The organism is Streptomyces sp. NPDC048270 (genome assembly GCF_040652335.1).
Taxonomy (GTDB): domain Bacteria; phylum Actinomycetota; class Actinomycetes; order Streptomycetales; family Streptomycetaceae; genus Streptomyces.
In genome coordinates this window covers 145494-164915 of record NZ_JBEZLV010000011.1, presented here as the reverse complement: position 1 = coordinate 164915, position 19422 = coordinate 145494, and the positions used below count along the sequence as shown (strand labels likewise).

15 protein-coding genes are annotated in these 19422 nt (G+C 75.0%); 7 read left to right on the top strand and 8 right to left on the bottom strand.

The window, feature by feature from the left end:
• Window positions 1-62 precede the first annotated feature (62 nt).
• The 6 genes from AB0D66_RS13085 (at window position 63) to rfbC (ending at window position 7324) form a co-directional block, all read left to right on the top strand.
• A complete protein-coding gene (locus AB0D66_RS13085) occupies window positions 63-1583 on the top strand; it encodes a cation:proton antiporter (RefSeq protein WP_362301158.1) in 1521 nt (506 codons plus the stop codon).
• Window positions 1584-1655: 72 nt separating this feature from the next.
• Complete coding sequence (locus tag AB0D66_RS13080; protein ID WP_362301155.1) at window positions 1656-3083, top strand: NDP-hexose 2,3-dehydratase family protein; 1428 nt, start codon at window positions 1656-1658, stop codon at window positions 3081-3083.
• A gap of 76 nt (window positions 3084-3159) precedes the next feature.
• Window positions 3160-4371, top strand: a complete 1212-nt coding sequence (locus AB0D66_RS13075) for an acyltransferase (protein ID WP_362301152.1) — start codon at window positions 3160-3162, stop codon at window positions 4369-4371.
• Window positions 4372-4432: 61 nt separating this feature from the next.
• A complete protein-coding gene (locus AB0D66_RS13070; RefSeq protein WP_362301149.1) occupies window positions 4433-5431 on the top strand; it encodes an NAD-dependent epimerase/dehydratase in 999 nt (332 codons plus the stop codon).
• Window positions 5432-5519: 88 nt separating this feature from the next.
• Complete coding sequence (locus AB0D66_RS13065; protein WP_362301146.1) at window positions 5520-6629, top strand: DegT/DnrJ/EryC1/StrS family aminotransferase; 1110 nt, start codon at window positions 5520-5522, stop codon at window positions 6627-6629.
• Between the two features lie 65 nt (window positions 6630-6694).
• Window positions 6695-7324, top strand: a complete 630-nt coding sequence (gene rfbC / locus AB0D66_RS13060; RefSeq protein ID WP_362301143.1) for a dTDP-4-dehydrorhamnose 3,5-epimerase — start codon at window positions 6695-6697, stop codon at window positions 7322-7324.
• Between the two features lie 46 nt (window positions 7325-7370).
• Here rfbC and AB0D66_RS13055 read toward each other — a convergent pair whose 3' ends face one another.
• Window positions 7371-8630, bottom strand: coding sequence for an amidohydrolase (locus AB0D66_RS13055; RefSeq protein WP_362301140.1), 1260 nt, complete (start codon window positions 8628-8630; stop codon window positions 7371-7373).
• Window positions 8631-8794: 164 nt separating this feature from the next.
• Here AB0D66_RS13055 and AB0D66_RS13050 point away from each other — a divergent pair, with 164 nt between their 5' ends.
• On the top strand, window positions 8795-8968 hold the full coding sequence (locus AB0D66_RS13050) for a thiazolylpeptide-type bacteriocin (protein WP_007268044.1): 174 nt from the start codon (window positions 8795-8797) through the stop codon (window positions 8966-8968).
• A 95-nt stretch (window positions 8969-9063) separates the two neighbouring features.
• Here AB0D66_RS13050 and AB0D66_RS13045 read toward each other — a convergent pair whose 3' ends face one another.
• The 7 genes from AB0D66_RS13045 to AB0D66_RS13015 form a co-directional block, all read right to left on the bottom strand.
• The gene (locus AB0D66_RS13045; RefSeq protein ID WP_362301136.1) at window positions 9064-11001 is read right to left on the bottom strand and encodes a TOMM precursor leader peptide-binding protein; all 1938 of its coding nucleotides are present in this window, start codon (window positions 10999-11001) and stop codon (window positions 9064-9066) included.
• Window positions 10998-11753: an ABC transporter permease gene (locus tag AB0D66_RS13040; protein WP_362301133.1), complete on the bottom strand. Its 756-nt coding sequence runs from the start codon at window positions 11751-11753 to the stop codon at window positions 10998-11000. Before AB0D66_RS13040 ends, AB0D66_RS13045 begins: the two co-directional genes overlap by 4 nt.
• Window positions 11750-12718, bottom strand: coding sequence for an ABC transporter ATP-binding protein (locus AB0D66_RS13035; protein ID WP_362301130.1), 969 nt, complete (start codon window positions 12716-12718; stop codon window positions 11750-11752). Before AB0D66_RS13035 ends, AB0D66_RS13040 begins: the two co-directional genes overlap by 4 nt.
• A gap of 99 nt (window positions 12719-12817) precedes the next feature.
• Window positions 12818-13942 (bottom strand): peptidase M50, encoded by a 1125-nt coding sequence (locus AB0D66_RS13030; RefSeq protein ID WP_362301127.1) that lies wholly within the window; start codon window positions 13940-13942, stop codon window positions 12818-12820.
• Entirely contained in the window at window positions 13939-15021 is a 1083-nt protein-coding gene (locus tag AB0D66_RS13025; RefSeq protein ID WP_362301124.1) for a lantibiotic dehydratase C-terminal domain-containing protein, read from the bottom strand. Before AB0D66_RS13025 ends, AB0D66_RS13030 begins: the two co-directional genes overlap by 4 nt.
• Window positions 15009-17795 (bottom strand): lantibiotic dehydratase, encoded by a 2787-nt coding sequence (locus AB0D66_RS13020; RefSeq protein ID WP_362301120.1) that lies wholly within the window; start codon window positions 17793-17795, stop codon window positions 15009-15011. The genes AB0D66_RS13025 and AB0D66_RS13020 overlap by 13 nt, the downstream gene beginning before the upstream one ends.
• Before the next feature lie 12 nt (window positions 17796-17807).
• On the bottom strand, window positions 17808-19388 hold the full coding sequence (locus tag AB0D66_RS13015) for a SagB family peptide dehydrogenase (RefSeq protein ID WP_362301117.1): 1581 nt from the start codon (window positions 19386-19388) through the stop codon (window positions 17808-17810).
• Window positions 19389-19422: the final 34 nt, after the last annotated feature.

Genomic DNA, 19422 nt, shown 5'->3' with positions numbered 1-19422 from the left:
GCGGCGGCTCCTAGGTTCTCGCTCTGACTCGCCTGTCGGACACCGTGGGAGATGCGGACCGGATGAACGCACCCAAGAGGCCCCACACCCTGAGCCCGGACGTCCGCCGACGGTGCGTCATCGGCGCCGCCGTCGCGCTGGCGGTGGTGCCGGCGATCGTCAGCCTGCTGGCCCTGCGCCAGGCGGACGCCTCCGGGGGCGGCGCCGCCGCCCGGGCCGCCGCCGTCGACCACCCCGACCTGACGCTGCGGTTCCTTCTCGCCGTCGTGGTGGTCCTGGGCGTCGCCCGGCTCGCCGGCCGCCTGGCCGTCCTGGCCGGGCAGCCGCCCGTGGTCGGTGAGATCTGCGCCGGCATCGCGCTCGGTCCCACGCTGCTGGGGCGGATCGCCCCGGACGCGGCCGGGCTGCTCTTCCCCGCCGGTGTCCTGCCCATGCTGAACGGGCTGGCCCAACTGGGGCTGGTCCTCTTCATGTTCGGGGTCGGACGGGAGCTGGCCTCGGTCCGGCTGCGCGGCACGGGGAGCCGGACGGTACTCGTCACCCAGGCCTCGCTGGTGGTGCCGTTCGCGGCGGGCACGGTGGCCGCCGTCGCGCTCGGCACCGCCTACCTCGGCCCGGCCGGGGATCCGGTGGCCTTCACCGTCTTCCTGGGCTGCGCCCTGAGCATCACCGCCTTCCCGGTACTGGCCCGCATCCTGGAGGAGCTGCGCATGACGCGCAGCCAGGTCGGGCGGCTGAGCCTGCTGGCGGCGGCGGTCGGGGACGCCGGCGCCTGGCTGCTGCTGGCGATCGCGGTGGCCCTGACCCGCGGACCGGGCACGGTGGGCCCCGCCGTGACCGCGGTCGGCGGCCTCGCCGTCGTCCTGCTCCTGCTGTGGCCGGTGCGCCGGGCCCTGCGCCGGGCGGCGGGCCGCTGGGAGGACCGTACCGCCGCGCCCGGGGGCGGCCGCGCGGCGCCCACCGCCCTGCTGCTCTGCCTCGCGTGCGGGGCGGCCGCGCTGACCTCGGTGATCGGCCTGCACCCGGTGATCGGGGCCTTCCTCGCCGGGGCGGCCTATCCCACCGGGCCGGCTCCGCTGGACGCGGCCGCCGACCGGGTGGCCTCGTTCTCCGGGGGTCTGCTGCTGCCGTTCTTCTTCCTCGGGTTCGGGCTCTCGGTCGACCTCGGGGCCCTGCCGTTCGACGCGGACACCCTGCTGGCGGGCGGCGCGCTGCTGGCGGTCGCGGTGCTCACCAAGGTCCTCGGACCCGGGCTGTGCGCGCGGCTGACCGGCATGGGCTGGCGCGACTCGCTGAGCCTGGGGGTGCTGCTGAACGCGCGCGGCCTGACCGAGCTGGTGGTCCTGGGCATCGGCTTGCAGGCGGGCATCATCGACCAGCGCATGTTCGCCATCCTCACCGTCATCACCCTGCTGACCACGGCCCTTTCCGTCCCCCTGCTGCGCCTGCTGGGGCACGCCCGGCCGTCCCCCGCCCCGCCGCCCCCGGAGCCGGCACCCGGGACGGGGGCCGACCCGGGATCCGCCGAGCTCGCGCCGCGCGACCGTTCGGCGCGCGTGCCGGCCTCCCGCCACGAGGCGTAGCCCCTGCGAGAGAACCGCTGCCCACCGACCCCTTCCCGGCCGTCCGGCCGGCCCACCCGCTGCGGAGAAGCCATGGAAGAGCCATCACCGGCCCTGTCGGTCAGCCGCTCGCCGTCCGGCGTGCAGGAGCCATCCCCCGCGCAGCGCTTCATGCTCTCCCTGGCGGCCGAGGACAGCCCGCGCTTCCCGCTGAGCGCCTTCCACACCTGGTACGCCGAACGCTGCGCGCGCCGGTTCAAGGTCTCGCGGATCCCCTTTGACGCGCTGGAGCAGTGGTACTCGGAGGCCGGCACCGGAAACCTGCGGCACCGCACCGGCCGGTTCTTCTCGATCGAGGGGCTGCGCGCGGAGGACGGCGACCGGCCCGTGGCGGGCGCCGCCCGGCCGATCATCGTCCAGCCGGAGATCGGCACCCTCGGCCTGCTGGTACGGGAGTTCGGCGGGGTCCTGCACTTCCTGATGCAGGCGAAGATGGAGCCCGGCAACATCAACACCGTGCAGCTGTCGCCGACCGTGCAGGCGACGCGCAGCAACTACACCCAGGCGCACGGCGGTTCCGTCGTGCGCTACCTGGAGTACTTCGCCCGGCCGGGCCGGGCCGAGGTGCTGGTGGACCTGCTGCAGTCCGAGCACGGCTCGTACTTCCTGCACAAGCGCAACAGGCACATGGTGGTGGAGACCACCGAGGACGTCGCCCCGCACGAGGACTTCCACTGGCTGACCCTCGGTCAGCTCCGGTTGCTCCTGCGGCAGGAGCACGTCGTCAACATGGACTCCCGGACCGTCCTGTCCTGCGTCCCGGTCGACTCGGCCGGCCTCGCCCCGGCGGGCGCCACCGGGTTCGGCGCCGGCGTGCTGCACTCGCTCAGCCCGGCGGCCCGGCCGCGGCACTCGCTCGCGGAGCTGACCCGGTGGCTGACCGACATGCGCGCCGGAGCGCCGGGTTCGGTGCGCCGGGTGCCGCTCAGCGACACCGAGCGGGCGGGCTGGGTGCGCACCGCGGACAGCATCGCCCGCGAGGGCGGCGCGTTCGCCGTCATCGGGGCGCAGGTCGAGGCCGGCAACCGCGAGGTGCCCTCCTGGTCCCAGCCGCTGCTGGAGCCGACCGGGGTCGCCGTGCACGCCTTCCTGGCCACCCGGCTCGACGGCGTCCTGCACGTGCTGGTGCAGGCGTACGAGGAGGCGGGGTCGCTCAACGGGCCCGAGCTGGCGCCGACCGTCCAGTGCCTGCCGGGCGAGCGCTCCCGCTACCTCGACGAGGTGCTGTCGGCGCCGGCCGCGCGGGTGCACTACGACGTGCTGCAGTCCGAGGAGGGCGGCCGCTTCCACCGGGCGGAGAGCCGCAACATGCTCGTCGAGGCCCCGGAGGGGTTCCCCGTCGAGCAGCCCCCCGAGTACCGGTGGGCGACCCTCGACCAGCTGGCCCGGATGACCCGGTTCGGGCACCACGTCAACATCCAGGCCCGCACCCTGCTCGCCTGCCTCCCCAGCGTGTCGTGATCCCGCCCGCGCCCGGTGCCGTGGCCGGGTGCCCGCCGCGCCACTCCCCCACCGAGCACCCCGAGGAGACCCGACCATGACCGAGCTACCGGCGAGAGACCTGGCCGAGCCGAGACCGCCCGCCGGACCGGGCACCGCTTCGGCGCCTGCGCCCGGCGGCCCGGCGGGTTCCCCGCCGCCCGCCAGGCTCGACACGCTGACCGGCCTGCGGTTCACCGCCGCGCTGCTGGTCTTCCTTTACCACTCCTTCGTCGAGGTCAGGTTCGTCAGCGGCGGCACCGGTGAATGGCTGAACTCGGCCATGGACCGGGGCGGCAGCTACGGCGTGGGCTTCTTCTTCGTCCTCAGCGGCTTCGTCCTGACCTGGTCCTACCGGCCCGACACCGCGCGCGGCCTGTTCCTGCGCCGGCGACTGGCCAAGATCTTCCCCAACCACCTGGTCACGCTGGCGGCGGCGGTCCTGCTGGCCGTCAGCACGGGCACGGCCCTCGGCGTCACCGACTGGCTGCCCAACCTGCTGCTCCTGCAGTCCTGGTGGCCGGACCCGCTGGTCGCCTCCTCCGGCAACCCGGTCAGCTGGTCGCTCTCCTGCGAGCTGCTGTTCTACCTCGCCTTCCCGTTCCTGCTGGCGGCGATCGAGCGGATACCGCGGCGGCTGCTGTGGCCCGCGGCCGTGACGGTGGTCGCCCTGTGCGCGGGCGCGGCCCTGGTCGGCCGGTACGTGATCTCCAACGAGCCGGCGCTGCCGTACCCCGGCTTCGAGTCGATGTCCTACCACCAGGTGTGGTTCGTGTACTTCTTCCCGCCGGTGCGGATGCTCGACTTCGTCCTCGGGATCCTGGTGGCCCGGCTGGTGCTGACCGGCCAGTGGGTGCGCATCGGCATGCTGCCCGCCCTCGCCCTGGCGGTGGCGGGCTACGTGGTCTCCACGTACTCGACGTACCTGCTGGGCGTCGGCGGCATCGCCTCGGTCTGGCTGGTGCCGCTGATCGCCGCCGCCGCGACCGCCGACGCCCGGGGCACGAGCTCCGTGCTGCGCGGGCCGCTCTGGGTCCGGCTGGGCGAACTGTCCTTCGCCTTCTACATGGTGCACTACCTGGTGCTCACCCAGCTGAGGAAGGCCCTGGGCCCCGAGTGGACCTCCTCCCTCGGCGTCGAACTGCTCGTCGTCGTACTGGGCTTGGGGCTCTCCCTGGGCCTGGCCTGGCTCCTGCACGCGCTGGTGGAACGCCCGGTGACCGCTCTGGCCGGCCGGCGGCGCGCCGCACCGGCCGGCGCCCCCTCCTGACCCGCACCGGTCGCCGCCCCGGCCGGGGCGGCGCCCACGGACCCCGAAGGAAGCAGACGGTATGACGGCCCACGCCCCCCTCCCCGCAGAGGCTCCGCTGATCACGGTGCTGGGCGCCTCCGGCTTCGTCGGCTCCGCGGTCACCGCGGCGTTCAGCCGGCTCCCGGTCCGGCTCCGGGCGGTGGCCCGCCGGCCCAGCAACGTGCCCCCGGGCGCCGCCCGGACCGAGGTCCGCACCGCCGACCTCACGGACTCCCGGGCCCTCGCAGCGGCAGTGGACGGGTCGGACGTGGTCGTCTCGCTGGTCAGCCACAGCGACGGCTGGCGCGCGGCCGGTACGGGCGCCAGCCCCGAGTCCGTCAACGTCGGGGTGATGGGCGCCCTCGTCGAGGTGCTGGGCGGCCGCCGGGCGGACGGCGGGCCGCCGCTGGTCCTCTACTCCGGCGCCGCCTCGCAGACCGGGCTGCCGCGGGCGGAGCCGATCGACGGGAGCGAACCGGACCGCCCCGAGACCGAGTACGACCGCCAGAAGCTGCGCGCCGAGCAGCTGCTGAAGGCGGCCACCGCCGCCGGGGCGGTGCGGGGCGTCAGCCTGCGGCTGCCGACGGTGTTCGGCCCCGCCGCCGCTCCCGGGGCGGACGACCGGGGCGTGGTGTCGTTCATGGTCCGCCGCGCGCTCGCCGGCGAGCCGCTCACCCTGTGGCACGACGGCACCGTACGGCGCGACCTGGTGTGCGTCGAGGACGTCGCGTCCGCCTTCCTGGCGGCCGTGGAGCGGCCGGACCCGCTGGTCGGCGGCCACTGGCTGCTCGGCTCGGGACGGGGCGAACCGCTCGGGGACGTCTTTCGGACGATCGCCCGGCTCGTGGCCGACCGGACCGGCCGGCCCCCGGTGCCGGTGCTCTCCACCCCGCCCCCCGCGCACGCCCCGGCCACCGACTTCCACAGCGTCACCATCGACTCCACCGCGTTCCGCGAGGCCACCGGCTGGCAGCCCCGGGTGCCGTTGGAGGAGGCCCTGCGGGAGACCGTCGCCGCGCTCGCCGGCGCCCGCGCCTGAGGCGGACCGGGCGCGCGCACCCCGCACGACCCCCGGCCCCAGCCGGTCCCGGCAGGGGCACCGTACGGACAGAACGGACGGAACACGTATGACGATCCGGGTGTGGGACTACCTCCAGGAGTACGAGAACGAGCGCACGGACCTGCTCGACGCCGTCGACTCGGTCTTCCGGTCGGGGCAGTTGGTGTTCGGTGCCAGCATGCGCAGCTTCGAGGAGGAGTTCGCCGCCTACCACGGCGCCGGGCACTGCGTGAGCGTGGACAACGGGACCAACGCCGTCAAACTCGGCCTGCAGGCCCTCGGCGTCGGTCCCGGCGACGAGGTGGTCACCGTCTCGAACACGGCCGCGCCCACGGTGCTCGCCATCGACGCGGTCGGGGCGACCCCGGTCTTCGTCGACGTGGACCCGGACAGCTACCTGATGGACACCGGGCAGGTCGAGGCGGCGATCACCGGCCGGACCCGGGCGCTGCTGCCGGTCCACCTCTACGGCCAGTGCGTCGACCTGGCACCGCTGGAGCGGCTGGCCTCCGCCCGCGGCCTGAGGCTGCTGGAGGACTGCGCCCAGGCGCACGGCGCCCGCCGGAACGGCCGGGTGGCCGGATCCGCCGGCGACGCGGCGGCCTTCTCCTTCTACCCGACGAAGGTCCTCGGCGCCTACGGCGACGGCGGGGCGGTGCTGACCTCCGGCGAGGACACCGCCGCGCGGCTGCGCCGGCTGCGCTACTACGGCATGGAGGAGCGCTACTACGTCGTGGAGACCCCCGGCCACAACTCCCGGCTGGACGAGCTCCAGGCCGAGATCCTGCGCCGCAAGCTGCGCCGGCTCGACTCCTACGTGGCCGCGCGGCGGGCCGTCGCCGAACGCTACGCCGAGGGGCTCGGCGACACCGAGCTGGTGCTGCCCGGGGTCGTGGACGGCAACGAGCACGTCTACTACGTCTACGTGGTCCGCCATCCGCGCCGGGACGCGATCCTCGAGGCCCTCAAGGGCCACGGCATCGCGCTGAACATCAGCTACCCCTGGCCGGTCCACACCATGAGCGGCTTCGCGCACCTGGGCTACGCCAAGGGTTCGCTGCCGGTCACCGAGGAGCTGGCCGGGCAGATCTTCTCGCTGCCCATGTACCCCTCGCTCACACCGGAGGTGCAGGACCGGGTGATCGCCGCCGTCCGCGAGGTCCTGCTGAAGGTCTGACCCCGCGGCGCCGCGGCCGCCCCGGCGCGCCCCGCCCCGCTCGCCCCCGATGACCAGGAGTCGACATGGAAGCACGCAAACTCGCCGTCGACGGCGCCTTCGAGTTCACCCCGCGGGTCTTCCCCGACGACCGGGGGCTGTTCGTCTCGCCGTTCCAGGAGGCCGGCTTCGCCGAGGCGACCGGCCTGGCCGCGTTCCGCGTGGCGCAGAGCAACCACAGCAGGTCCCGGCGCGGGGTGGTGCGCGGCGTCCACTTCACCACGACGCCCCCCGGTACGGCCAAGTACGTGTACTGCCCGCAGGGCGAGGTGCTCGACATCGTGGTCGACATCCGGGTGGGCTCGCCGACCTTCGGCCAGTGGGACGCCGTCCGGCTGAACCCGCTGACCTTCAAGGCCCTGTACTTCCCGGTCGGCGTCGGGCACGCCTTCGTCGGCCTCGGCGAGGAGTCCGTGGTCTCGTACCTGCTGACCAGCCCCTACGTCGCCGAGCACGAGCTGGCGATCTCCGTGCTCGACCCCGAGCTGGGGCTGCCCGTCCCGCAGGACGTCCCGCGCATCGTCTCCGACCGCGACGGCGTGGCCCCGACGCTGGCCGAGGCGCGGGACGCCGGTCTGCTTCCGGTGTACGCGGAGTGCCTCGCCCTCGAGCAGGCCGCCGCCCGGGCCGCCCAGAGCCTGAAGGACTCCGCCTGACCGGCCGGGCCGGGTGCGCCGGGCCCGGTCCGCCGCCGGGCGGGCCTCACGGGGAGCCGAGCCGGGCCAGCGCCGCCCGGGTCAGGGCCCGGATGCCCGCCGGCAGGGCGGTGCGGACGTCGGGGGCGAAGTCCGGGGCGTGGTTGGCCGGCAGGGCGGCCAGCTTCTCGGCCGCCGTCGTGCCCGGGGCGCGGGACCAGGCGGCCGGGCCGGCCGTGCCCAGCATCCAGTAGCCGAGCCGGACGCCCCGCTCGCCGTGCACGTCCAGGCCCGCGTCGCCGAACAGGGCGAAGTCCTCCGTGGCGAGCGAGGGCGGCCACATCGCCACCCGCTCGGCGCCGAACTCGGCCGCGTGCGCCTCCCGTACGGCGGCGGTCAGGCCGGGATCGGGGTGGGTGACGGGGGAGGCGGAGAGCCGGACGACCTCCGGTTCGCGGGGGCAGGCCGCGGCCGCGCACTCGGCGCGCACGATGCGCTCCACGGCCGCGGCGGCCCGGGCCAGCGAGGCCTCGCTCACCGCCCGGACGGTGAGGGCGAGTTCGGCGCGGTCCGGGATGACGTTGGCCCGGTCCCCGGCCTTGAAGGAGCCGACCGTGACCGCCACCTGCTCCGCCGGGGCGGCCTCCCTCGCCACCACCGTCTGCAGCCGGGTCACCACGTGGGCCGCGGCCACCACGGGGTCCACCGCGAGGTGGGGGGCGCCCGCGTGCCCGCCCCGGCCGTGCACCACCACCCGGAAGGTGACGCTGCCGGCCGTCATGGGCCCGTACCCGTGCGCGACCATTCCGGCCGGCAGCGGCGCCGCGTGCTGGGCCAGTACGTCGTCCGGGCGGCCGCAGCGCCGGTAGAGGCCGTCGGCGAGCATCGCCCGGGCCCCCTCCAGCGTCTCCTCGGCCGGCTGGCCGGCCACCACGAGGGTGCCGCGCCAGGACTGCGGCGACCCGGCCAGCAGGGCGGCGGCGCCGGCCGCGGCGGCCAGGTGCAGATCGTGCCCGCAGGCGTGCGCGGCCTCCCCGTCGGCCGCGTACGGCAGCCCGCTCGTCTCCCGTACCGGCAGGGCGTCGAGTTCGGCCCGCAGCAGCACGGTCGGCCCCTCGCCGTTGCGCAGCACTCCGGCCACGCCGTGTCCGCCGATGCCGCGCATGGTCGCGTACCCCGCCGCCTCCAGCCGGCCCGCGAAGCGGTCCGCCGTGCGCCGTTCCGCTCCCGACAGCTCGGGATCCCGGTGCAGTTCCAGGTAGAACGTCGTCAGGTCGCGCAGGTGCGCGTCCAGTCGGGCGAGCGGTGCGGAGGCGTGGCCGGTCATGCCGCCATGATCCGCCCGGGCGGCGGGAACGGGAACGGCAGGGTGCTGTCACCTCGTGTCAGCGGAGTGTCAGCGGCTCGCGGGGTCCGGTGACGGCGCGACCGGTTCTGATGGGTGCAGGCACAGCACAGCCCGGTGCCGGCCCCGCCCCAGAAGGAGTCATCATGGAGAAGTCGCCCCTCGCCTCGCTCGCGGACGAGATCCTGGAGCTCGAGTCGGAGACCTTCGAGATCTCCGACTACTCGGACGCCAGCGAGGTCGTGCTCGCCGGTTCCACGAGCTGCAGCTCCACCTCGACCTGTTCCTCGACCACCAGCACCACCTCCTGCTCCGCCTGATCCGCCAGGCCGCGGACAGCCGGATGCCCCGGTCCTCGCCCACGCGGGGACCGGGGCATCCGCCCGTGCGGGGGACGGCTGGACGGCGGGCCGGCCTAGGGGAACGGGTGCGGGACGCTGCGGATCTCGGCGGCGGTGAGGTCGGCCTCCCGCAGTCCGGCCCGCCTCGGCGCGGTCCGCAGCCGCGGCATGGAGGGGGCCCGCTGCCGGGACCAGCCGAAGTCGATCGGCAGCAGCCCCGGCACCACCGCGCAGACCGTGCGCAGCCCGATCCGCCGCTGCTCCGGCGTGGTCTGGTCGACGACGATCACATCGTGCCCGGCCCGGGTCAACTCGTCGACGCAGCACTGCAGATCGTCGCGGAGATCGCCGGTGCGCGGCCGCCCGTGGTCCGTCCAGGACCGGTAGACGTCGTCCATCGCGCGTACGGCCACCGGCTCCCGGTAGGGCCGTACGTGCTCCGCCATCGCCGGCAGCCCGTACAGCTGGGCGTGGTCCTTCAGATGCCGTACGCGGCTGAAGTCCGCTGCCATCGCCTCCAGTTCACCTCGCCGCTCCTCCACCTGGCGGGGCAGGTGCGGGATGTAGGTGAGCACTTCCGACAGGGCCGCCTCCACCGCCTGCGCCGGGTCGAGCGCGGCCCCGGCGCCGAAGGAGAACAGGCCCGGGCCGCCGTCGCGGCGCACCGCGAGCCCAGTCACCACCGGCACCGCCAGGTCGATGCGGTTGTCGAAGGCGTGCACGTCGTACCCCTGGAGCGCCGCCCGGTCGGCCATCGTGCGCACCGCCGTTCCCGGGACGGTCGCCAAGTCGATCTCGGTCAGCGGCAGTCCGGCGTACCAGGCGATCAGGAACGCGTCCCGCTCCACGAGTTCGAGCAGGGCGCCGAGCAGCGCCTCCTCCAGGCAGCTGCCGATGGCGCAGCCGTTGGAGCACTCGAAGACGAAGTTGTCGGCGTCGAGGCCCGCGCTGTAGTAGACCAGCCGGGCCGGGACCAGGACGGGGCGGTCGTCGCGCAGCGAGTGCCCGTACACCCACGGGATCGGCCGGTCCGGGTCGAACGGGGAGACGAGCGGGTCGTCGCGGTAGGTCTCGGGTCGGTAGAACCCGCACGCGGCCGGGTCGAGGGCCCGCTCGCCCAGTTCCGTGTACGAGGCGGTGAGCGGCGTGTTACCGGTGCGGCGGTGGGTGCCGGCGTACCGTTCCAGTCCCTCCAGGTGGGCGAGGTCGCGGCTGGCGGCGAAGCTGTTGGCCTGCCCGCTCCACGTGACGTCCGTCAGTCCCGCGTAGCCGCGCATGAAGACGCTCCCGGCGACCGGTGCGGTGGTCGGCGAGGTGACGTTCAGCCAGGTCCCGCCGCCGAGCACCCCCGTCACCGGGTTGGCCAGCGCCGTGTACGGCATCGGGTAGGAGGACGCGGCCCGCAGCCGCTGGGCTCCGGGGTCGGGCTTGGGCCGGGACACGGGCGCGAACGGCTCCGGTGCACCGGTGCCCCGCGGGCCGCAGTCCGGGCAGAGCGGGTCGGCCAGCAGCGGATACGTCCGGATGCGCAGTGTCTCCAGGTCCAGCCGGGACACCTGGGGCAGTGCCCGGTCGGCCGCCTCGCCGGCGGGGGCGGTCACCCGGCCGCCGTGGACGGCCTCGTGCAGCGCGTACACCGCGTCGTGGGCGTACGGGGACAGCCGCGGCCATTCGGGGCCGGCGGGCGTGCCCGGTCCGCGGCCGGTCTCCAGCGCGTCGCGCTCGCTGCGGCTGCGCAGCCGCTGGCGGCGCATGGCCAGGCACTGGCCGCAGGCCGGGGCGGTGCCGTCGCCGCCCCAGGGGCCGACGAGCACCTCCCGCGCGCTGAGGTGCACGCTCGCGCCCGGCCGGACCGCCGCGAACGGGTCGGCCGGGCGCGGGCCCAGGGCGTCGTGCACGCCCAGGGTGACCACGACGGCGCCGAGCGGCTCCAGCGCCTCGGCGAGGCCGCGCCGGGCGGCCTCCAGGGGCGTCCCGTCGGGGGCGAGCGGACGGGCCGGGGTCGTCGTCATGTCCGGTTGCTCCAGCGGAAGGTCTTCAGCCCGATCGCGCCGAAGAGGAGGGCGAAGCCGAGCAGCGCCGCGCAGCCGGTCCAGATGGCGGCGAGGGAGCCGGTGCCGGTCAGGGCGCCGGTCGCGGCGTCGTTCAGGTAGCGCAGCGGCAGCACGCGGGAGACCGACTGGAGCCAGGACGGCATCATGTCCAGGGGCAGGAAGGAGCCCGACAGGAACGCCATCGGCACCATCAGGCAGTTGGCGATGGCGGCGACGGCCTCCGGGGTGTTCGCGTAGGTGCCGACGATCACGCCGATGGCGAGGAACGCGGTGATCCCGAGCACGAGGGCGGGCAGCACCAGCGGCCAGCGTCCGTCCAGGACCAGGCCGAAGCCGGGCAGCATCGCCACCGCGATGAACACCGCCGCCTGCACCACGCCCACGGCCAGCGCGAGCACGTACCGCGAGGCGAGCACGGTGGTCAGCGGGGTCGGCGTCAGCCGGATCAGCCGCAGCAGGTCGTCGCGCCGCCACTGCATCAGCGTGAACGCGATGCCGAAGACGGCCGCGTTGGCGACGCCCCAGGACATCACCCCGGGGGCGATGTACGAGATGTAGGGGCGGCCGGTCTCCTCCACGTCCTGCCCGCTGAAGATCAGGCCGAAGACGACCAGGAAGAGCAGCGGGAAGGCGAAGGTGAAGAAGAGGGTGGCCTTGTCCCGGACCTGCGCCCGGTAGCCGGCGGCGGTCAGGGCCGTGTATGCGCTCATGCCTGGTACTCCGTCTGCGTGGTGGGGCCGGCCTGGGGGCCGGGTCGTGCGGCGCCGGTGAGTTCGAGGTAGACGTCCTCCAGCGTGGCCGTGCGGGTCATCACCCCGTCCAGTCCGGTGAGCGCGTCCACGGCCTGGAGCACCTTGCCCGGGGCCGCGGTCTCCAGGACCAGCGAGCCGCCCTGGAGGGTGGCCCGGTCCACGCCGGGCAGCGCCGCGGCCTCCTCGACGCCGAGCCGGCCGGCCGGCAGCAGCAGGCGCGAGGGCGCGCCGGCCGCGGTGACCAGCCGGTGCGGCGAGTCGAGGGCGGCGACCTTGCCGCCGACGAGGATCGCGACACGGTCGCAGAGCGCCTCGGCCTCGTCGAGGTGGTGGGTGGTGTAGACGATGGTGCGGCCCTCGCTCTTCAGGGCGCGCAGCACCTCCCACAGGTCGCGGCGGGCCTGCGGGTCCAGGGCGGCGGTGGGCTCGTCCAGGAAGATCAGCTCCGGGCTGTGGACGAGGGCGGAGGCGATGGCAAGGCGCTGGCGCTGGCCGCCGGAGAGGTTCTCGACCAGGACGTCGCGCTGCTCGGTGAGTCCGACGCTCTCCAGCGTGCGGTCGGCGGCCGCCGGGTCGCAGCGGTACAGGCCCGCGACCGTGACGAGGTGCTCGCGGGCGCTCTGCCGTACGAAGAAGGCCGAGGCCTGGGTCTGCACGCCCATCCGGGGCAGCAGGGCGGTGTTGCGCGGCCAGGGGCTCTGGCCGAGGACGCGGACGGTGCCGTCGTCGGCCTGGCGCAGTCCCTCCATGATCTCGATGAGGGTGGTCTTGCCCGCCCCGTTGGGGCCGAGCAGTCCGAAGAACTCGCCGCGGCGCACGTCGAGGGACACCCCGTCCACCGCCCGGCGGTCGCCGTAGCGTTTGTGTACGTCCTGGACGGCGATGGCCGGGGAGTCGGGCGGCTGGGTGCTGTCAGTTGTCATGGGTCGTGCGTCCCTCTGTGTCTGTCGTGCCTGTCTTCGGACGGGGCGTCTCGCCGGTCCTGGGGGTGGTGCGGGTCTCGGGGTCAGGTGGTCAGGTGGTCAGGTGGTCAGGGCGTACCAGACGGCTCCGGCGAGGCCCGCCGCCAGCAGCAGGACGAGGGCGGCGGAGCCGATGCCGTATCCGAGGTAGAGCCGGCGGGCCCGCGGCGGGTACGCACGGGCCGCCGCCCGGTCCCGCATCCGCAGGCGCAGGTATCCCGAACTGGCGGGCGCCAGCCGGGTCACGCGCAGGCCGTGGCCGAGCATCGTGTAGCCGTCCAGCGGGGGCAGCGGGATCAGGTTGACGAGCGCCTGCGCACTGCCGAGGAGCAGGAGCGCGGCGAGCACCCGCCGGGTGGGGTCGCCCTCGGGCAGCGCCGCCCACCAGCCGAAGAACGGGAGCAGGAACAGCAGGTTGGCGAAGGCGCCCGCGGCGGCGACCGCCAGCTGGTGCCGGCGCCGCGCCAGGAAGCGGTAGTTGTCGACGGTGCAGTACATGAGGGCGACGGGCAGCCGCCACCGCAGCCCGATCTCCCCCACGGTACCGCCGACATGGCGTGCCGCGACGCCGTGGGCGAACTCGTGCAGGGCCGTACTCAGCCACATCAGGGTGGCCACGGCCATCAGGGGGGCCGGCTGGAGCAGCAGCCATCCCGACGCGTCGGCGAGTTCGCCCAGTGACGCGGCGAGCACGGCCTCCATGGCCAGGCAGCCGAGCAGCAGGGCCGCGAGCACCGCCGGGTGCAGCAGCGGGCGCAGGGCGCGGTGCAGCCGGGCCGTGGTGGCGTCGGCGTCCGCGACCAGGCGCAGCGTACCGCGGGCCAGGGTGCCCTCCAGCGGTCTGCCGCGCGGTGCGGGTGCGGGCGGCGGCGGGCCGCCGGCGAGCAGCCTCCGGCTGCCGAGCAGGGCCAGCAGCTGCTGCCAGTTGCCCTCGCCGAGCCGCTTGCCGAAGGCGTGCGCGTACTCGGTGCCGATGTCCGCGAGGCTGCGGGAGCCGTCCAGTCTCGAGACGAGGAAGAACTCCTTGGGCCCGATCTCGAACGACGCTCCGGACACCGGGTCCTTGACCAGGTGGACGGTCGCCGGCCCGTCGAGCAGCGGCGCGGACAGCAGGACCTCGGGCCGCAGGGCTGGCCGGTGGCCGAGCAGTCCCGCCGGGCTCGGCGCGGGAGGGGAGCCGGTCACGGGGTGACCGCCGCGCCCTCGGCCGGGACCTCGCCCTCGCGCAGCACCCGGCCCAGCAGATGGGCCAGGTACGCCTCGTCGCGGATGGTCACGTGGAGCCGGTTGTTGGTCATGTGCATGTACGGGGAGAGCAGCAGCGGCAGGGCCTGGGCGGGGTCCGTCACCTGCTCGTCGCGGGTGCCGTCCCAGGAGCGGAAGACCAGGTCCCCGGCGACGGCGAGCGACTCGGCGCGCCCGCGCAGCTCCCGGCAGTGCTCCGCCCACCCGGCGAGGAAGGCCGGGAGCCGGCCGGTCTCCCCGGAGGCGAGGGCCTCGCGGACGGCGGCGAAGCGGCGGCCGAGCCCCGGCGCGGTCTGCGCGTAGGTGCGGTCGTACTCCTCGGATCCGATGAAGCCGGTACCGGGAAAGGCCTGGTGCCAGAAGTCGTAGTACCGGTCGAGATATCCGGTGAGTTCCTCGCGGTCGGGCAGGAAGACGCCCGCCATGACCATCATCAGCTGGGCGGAGGTGCCCAGCAGGACGGTCCGCAGGTGCAGGTTCATCCGGTGCAGGGCGTCGATGACCAGATCGCTGGAGCGGGCGAAATGCCATTCGGCGAGTTCGACTCCCGCGGGGCCGCCGTACTTTCCGTATTCGGGTTCGTACGGTTCAACGGAGAACGAATTGTTCGGACGCAGGTTCATCCGGCCGTCGGCGCCCATGAAGGCGGCCCGGTCGCCGTCCGGGAACTCGATGTCGAAGAGCGTGTTGTAGAACTCGTTGAGGAATCCGGAATCGACCTCGTACAGGGCCGGGCGGGCCTTGAGGAAGGCGGCGACGGCCTCCTCGGCGCGGCGCCGCACCTCGGGTCCGGCCTCGGGCGTGGCCGGGCGCAGCCGCAGCCGCACGTGCGGGCCCTCCAGCCAGTAGTTGATGAAGAAGTGCCCGGCGAGCAGCCCGTCGGCGCTGAGCTCGGCGATCAGCGGCCGGACGCACTGCACCAGCAGGGGCTGCGGGTTGGCGGCGTAGAAGACGTGCAGGGCCTGCCAGTCGCCGCGGGGCCGGTCCTGTGCGCCGGTCGAGGGGGTCAGCTCGGACATCGGGTGCCGCCTTCCTGGTCTTCCTGCTCTTCCTGGTCTGCCGGGGGTTCCGCGGGTTCCTGCCGCCGCCGGGCCCCGACGGTCGTGGTGAAGGTCTCGACGGCCAGTTCGGCGACGTGCGCGCCGCGCGCCGAGTGCACGTGCAGGCCGCCGGGGTCGGGGAGCATCTCGCGGAAGACGACCCGGTGGGCCGGATCGCGCAGCAGCGTCTCGAAGGCGGCGAGCGAGAGGAGGCTCGCGAAGTCGACGTACTGCGGTTTGGCTCCCGCGGCCGAGGGGCCGGCCGAGACGGTCGCGAACACCTGCTCCGGCAGGCCGTGAACGCGCCGCCAGCGCTGCCAGTCGAGGAAGTGCCCGGCTTCCCGGGCCCCTTGGACGGGCAGGCGGCCCGCCGTGGTGGTCCAGCTGCGGCGGCTGAGCACGACGTCGCCGTGGACCACCCGGGGCCGCGCGGTGACGTGGTCGCGCGCCTCGCCCTCGGGGACGCCCGCCCACACGTCGAGCGGGGACATCGACGACGGGGACAGCAGCAGGAGCGTGCGCGGGATCGCGGGCAGCGCGAGCGGCACCAGGTAGCCGAGGTAGACGGGGATCACCTCGCGGCCCAGCCGGTGCGAGCGCAGCACCACCCGTCCGGTCTGCGGCACGTGTTCGGCGTACAGGTCGTCCAGGTGCAGCCGGCGGTCGGGCGGAAGCGTGCCGCTCTCGCCGGGGCAGACGATCTCGTAGTCGGTCAGCCGCCCGTGCAGGTTCAGGTTGGTGGTGACCGGCCCGCCGGTGACCTCGGCGAAGACCGCGTCCGGCGGGCTCACCGTGCCCGCCGTGGCCCGCAGTTGCGCGGAGAGGCCGGCGTCCGTCCCGTCGTAGACGTGCGTGAACCGGCTGAAGGGGAAGGACAGTCCGCCGTACGAGCGGTTCAGCACGGTCAGCGGGCTGCCGTCGGCGGGGTCGCGGGCGAGCTGGAGGTGGTGGCAGCGGGGCGCGAAGCGGGCTGCCACCGGGCCGAGTTCGTCCGCGACCGCGGCCAGGTCCGGCTCCTCGAGGCGCAGGACGGCCGGGCCCGGGCCGGCGGCCCGCGCGCCCTCGTACGCCGCCCAGGCCTGCCGCATCCGCCCGATGAAGGCCCGGCGCGCGGCGTCCACGGCCCGGATGCCCGGCAGGCCCAGCCAGTTCTCCTCCGGCACGTAGTCGCCGTGCTCGTCGAAGGGCCTGCGGCGGGCGGTGAACGACAGGTACTGGTCGAAGAAGTCCTCGTGGAAGTCGTGCACCAGCCCCAGGAGGTCCTCGCAGCGGCCGCCGGCGCCGTAGCGCGCGGTGAAGAAGCCCTCGAAGGTGACGCGCTGGGTCAAGGTGAGGTCGAAGGCGGGCAGGATCCGCTCGACCGAGCGCAGCGCCGACCAGTCCCGGGGCGGGCAGGGCAGCTCGCGGCCCGCGCTCACGTCCTCGTACACGAGGGTCTGCGGCAGGGCCGCGTCCGGTGCGCCGAGTTCCTCCTGGGCCCGGTGGAGTCCGGAGCGCAGCGCCCGCAGCAGCCCGGCCCGTTCCGCGGGCCCGGCCGCCGGGTAGTCGGCCAGGGCCGCGGCGGGTGCGTCGAGCAGGGCGGCGAGCCGGTCGGCCCAGGGCCGCTCCAGCGAGGCCAGCGCCTGCTGGAAGGAGCGCAGCGGGTCGGTGCTGTGCACCTCGGTGTCCAGGCAGGGCACCCGCACGATGCCGAGCTGCAGGAGGGCGGAGACGTACGCCTCGCAGTCGGCGGGGTCGGCGGCGTGCTCGGCGGCCAGCCAGTCGGCGAGCTCCCGGTGCCGCAGCTCGGGCCGCTCGGCGAACAGGCCGAGGAGGCGGTCGAGGGTGCCGCTGCGGCGCAGGAAGAACAGCCGGTCCTTGACCGCGTCGAAGGTGACGGCGGCCGCGTCGTCGCCCGCGGTGACCGAGCGCCGCACGTAGCGGATCCGGTCCTCCTCGCGGCCCCAGCCCGAGGCCGGGCGCAGCGGCAGGTCCCGGCGGCGCACGGGGTCGGCCAGGATCAGCTCGGCGAGGCGGGCGAGGACCACGACGTTGAGCCGCACGTGGCTGCTCCAGGCGTCGGCCACCCGTATCCCGCCCGCTGCGGCGTCCTCGGTGAAGCGGCCGGTCGCGACGCCGGTGAAGGTGCTGAACGGGCTCGTCTTGCAGGCCGTGCGGTACACGTACGACAGCACCGACCGCTCGGCCTTGCGGGCCCGCCCGTTCGGTTCGCCCGCGGTGCGCGCGTAGCCGTCGAGCTGTGCTTCGAGCACCGGAGAGGCCAGCAGCAGGCCGAGCCGCAGCCGGTCGTCGGCCACCAGCTCCCGCAGGGCGGCCCGGTTGCGCGCCAGGTCCGCGGTGAGCAGCGGCGGGCCCTCGGCCAGCAGCTTGTCCAGCAGCCGGCGCCGGTGCAGCCAGCCGGCCAGCTGCTCGGCGGCGCCCTCGTCCACGGCGGCGACGGCCTCGACGGCGGTCTCGGTCGACGCGTCGGGCCGGGACGGCAGCCGGCCGTTGTGGATCTGGCGGCGCAGCCGCAGCAGGGCGCGGCGCTGGGCCGCGCCCGGCCCGTCCGGTGCCGGGTCGGTGGCCCCGACGGCCGTGTGGAGCACGTCGCCCATCCGCTCGGCGCCCTCGTTCAGTCCCGCCTCGGCGGTGAGGACGTCCTGGGCCCAGCGGCGGGTGTCAGCGGCGCGCAGGCCGTCGACCGCGGACAGCGGCAGCCCCGCGACCCGCAGCATGAAGCGGTCGCCCGCGTCCCATTCGGTGGTGTGCATCGTCCGCCCCCTTCAGGCGATCTCGTGGCGGAAGTCGGCCGGCCGCGGGCGCTCACGGCCCAGCAGCATGATCAGCAGGGGCGCTTCGCCGGTCCCGGTCAGTCCGAGCTCCTCGATGTACGCGATGTTGTCGAAGCCGAGGGCCACGCCGGCCCCCAGGCCGAAGGCCGCGGCGGTGGTGTAGAAGGTCTGCGCGACGGCGCCGACGGTGCCGCCGACGAGGCGGTAGCCGCGGTCGCCGACGGCGTCGAGCACCGCGGTGGTGCGGACGGTCGGGACGACCACCGCGCCGGCCTGTTCCAGGTTGTAGTTGGAGAGGAAGTAGGTGCGCTGGAGGAAGGGGCCGGGCGGGCCCGGTCTCACCAGGCGCAGGGCGTGCGCGGCCGGATCGTAGGCGTACGCGCCGGGGGTGATGCCCTCGACGTGGTTGACGAAGGCGTACAGCGAGGTCAGCGGCGGTCCGCCGGGGCGCTCGGCCTCCGTGCCGTAGCCGGTGGCGGCGCAGTCGGCCAGCGCGGCGGCGAGCTCCTCGGCCGTGACCGGGCGGGAGGCGTCGAAGCGGCCGAAGCTGCTGCGGCGTTCGCGCAGGGCCCGGCCGGCGGCGGTCGGCGGCGCGGGGGGCGGCGGGAGCGGCAGCGGGTCGGCGCCCCGCGGCGGGAAGGCGGCGGCCGGATCCAGCGCGCCCGGGGCCGGGCGGTCGGCGGCCCGGCCGGCGGTGGCCTCGTGGATGCGCAGCAGCGTCTCGAACACCAGGACCCGGCGGGAGCGTTCGACGTCGCGGTGCCGGACCGCGGCTTCCCCGGCGCTGCCGCCCCCGGCTGCCGGAGCGTCCTCCCGAGCCGCTCGGGCGGCGCCCTCCCAGGTCAGCGGCACGACCGCGAAGATGCCCTCCTCCTCGGGCGCCACGCCCAGCAGCCGGGCCAGGCGGTCCTCGTCGAACCAGAGCACCGGGTCGATCCGCAGACCGTACTGCGCCGCCCACAGCCGCCAGGTCTGCACCAGTGCGCCCACGTCCATGCTCACGGCGTGGAAGGAGAAGCTGTTGTACTTGAACGCGTTCTGCCAGTACTTGACGCTGAGGACGAGGTACTGCGCCGCCTCCGCCGCGGGGCCGGCCGCGGGGCCGAGGGCCTGGCGGACCTGCCCGGTGACGTCGCCGGTGAGCAGGCGGCGCAGTCCGTGCTGGTGCGGCGCGTAGTGGTAGAGCCCCGGGGTGAGGGGCCCGCCCGGACCGGCCGCCCAGTGGATGCCCACCGGGTAGAGCCCGCCGCCCGAGGCGGTGCCCCGCGACCAGTTCGCGTGCGTGTAGTGCGGCAGGGCGGCCAGGTCGGTGTTCGCCTGGACCGCGAGGCGCCGTCCGGTCAGCCCGTACGAGTCCCGCAGCATCCCGGACAGCAGCGGCAGGGTGAATCCCGCCGCCGGCTGCCCCGGCAGCGCGTGCGGCGCCGCCGTCGGCAGCGGGAACGTCTCGGCGGCGGGGTGGAACTTCGCCTTGCGGGGCCGGTCGGCCCAGTCGGGCACGAAGTCGACGGGCTCCATGGGCACCCGGCCGCGGTGCATGATCTCGTGGGCGTAGACATGGGCGTAGCCCATGGGTCCTCCTGCGTTCGGGTGGGACGCCGGTGGC

Bases quoted from the DNA above. Each gene is read 5' to 3' on its own strand.
- AB0D66_RS13085 (WP_362301158.1), top strand. From the start codon at position 63: ATGAACGCACCCAAGAGGCCCCACACCCTGAGCCCGGACGTCCGCCGA.
- AB0D66_RS13080 (WP_362301155.1), top strand. From the start codon at position 1,656: ATGGAAGAGCCATCACCGGCCCTGTCGGTCAGCCGCTCGCCGTCCGGC.
- AB0D66_RS13075 (WP_362301152.1), top strand. From the start codon at position 3,160: ATGACCGAGCTACCGGCGAGAGACCTGGCCGAGCCGAGACCGCCCGCC.
- AB0D66_RS13070 (WP_362301149.1), top strand. From the start codon at position 4,433: ATGACGGCCCACGCCCCCCTCCCCGCAGAGGCTCCGCTGATCACGGTG.
- AB0D66_RS13065 (WP_362301146.1), top strand. From the start codon at position 5,520: ATGACGATCCGGGTGTGGGACTACCTCCAGGAGTACGAGAACGAGCGC.
- rfbC (WP_362301143.1), top strand. From the start codon at position 6,695: ATGGAAGCACGCAAACTCGCCGTCGACGGCGCCTTCGAGTTCACCCCG.
- AB0D66_RS13055 (WP_362301140.1), bottom strand. From the start codon at position 8,630: ATGACCGGCCACGCCTCCGCACCGCTCGCCCGACTGGACGCGCACCTG.
- AB0D66_RS13050 (WP_007268044.1), top strand. From the start codon at position 8,795: ATGGAGAAGTCGCCCCTCGCCTCGCTCGCGGACGAGATCCTGGAGCTC.
- AB0D66_RS13045 (WP_362301136.1), bottom strand. From the start codon at position 11,001: ATGACGACGACCCCGGCCCGTCCGCTCGCCCCCGACGGGACGCCCCTG.
- AB0D66_RS13040 (WP_362301133.1), bottom strand. From the start codon at position 11,753: ATGAGCGCATACACGGCCCTGACCGCCGCCGGCTACCGGGCGCAGGTC.
- AB0D66_RS13035 (WP_362301130.1), bottom strand. From the start codon at position 12,718: ATGACAACTGACAGCACCCAGCCGCCCGACTCCCCGGCCATCGCCGTC.
- AB0D66_RS13025 (WP_362301124.1), bottom strand. From the start codon at position 15,021: ATGTCCGAGCTGACCCCCTCGACCGGCGCACAGGACCGGCCCCGCGGC.
- AB0D66_RS13020 (WP_362301120.1), bottom strand. From the start codon at position 17,795: ATGCACACCACCGAATGGGACGCGGGCGACCGCTTCATGCTGCGGGTC.
- AB0D66_RS13015 (WP_362301117.1), bottom strand. From the start codon at position 19,388: ATGGGCTACGCCCATGTCTACGCCCACGAGATCATGCACCGCGGCCGG.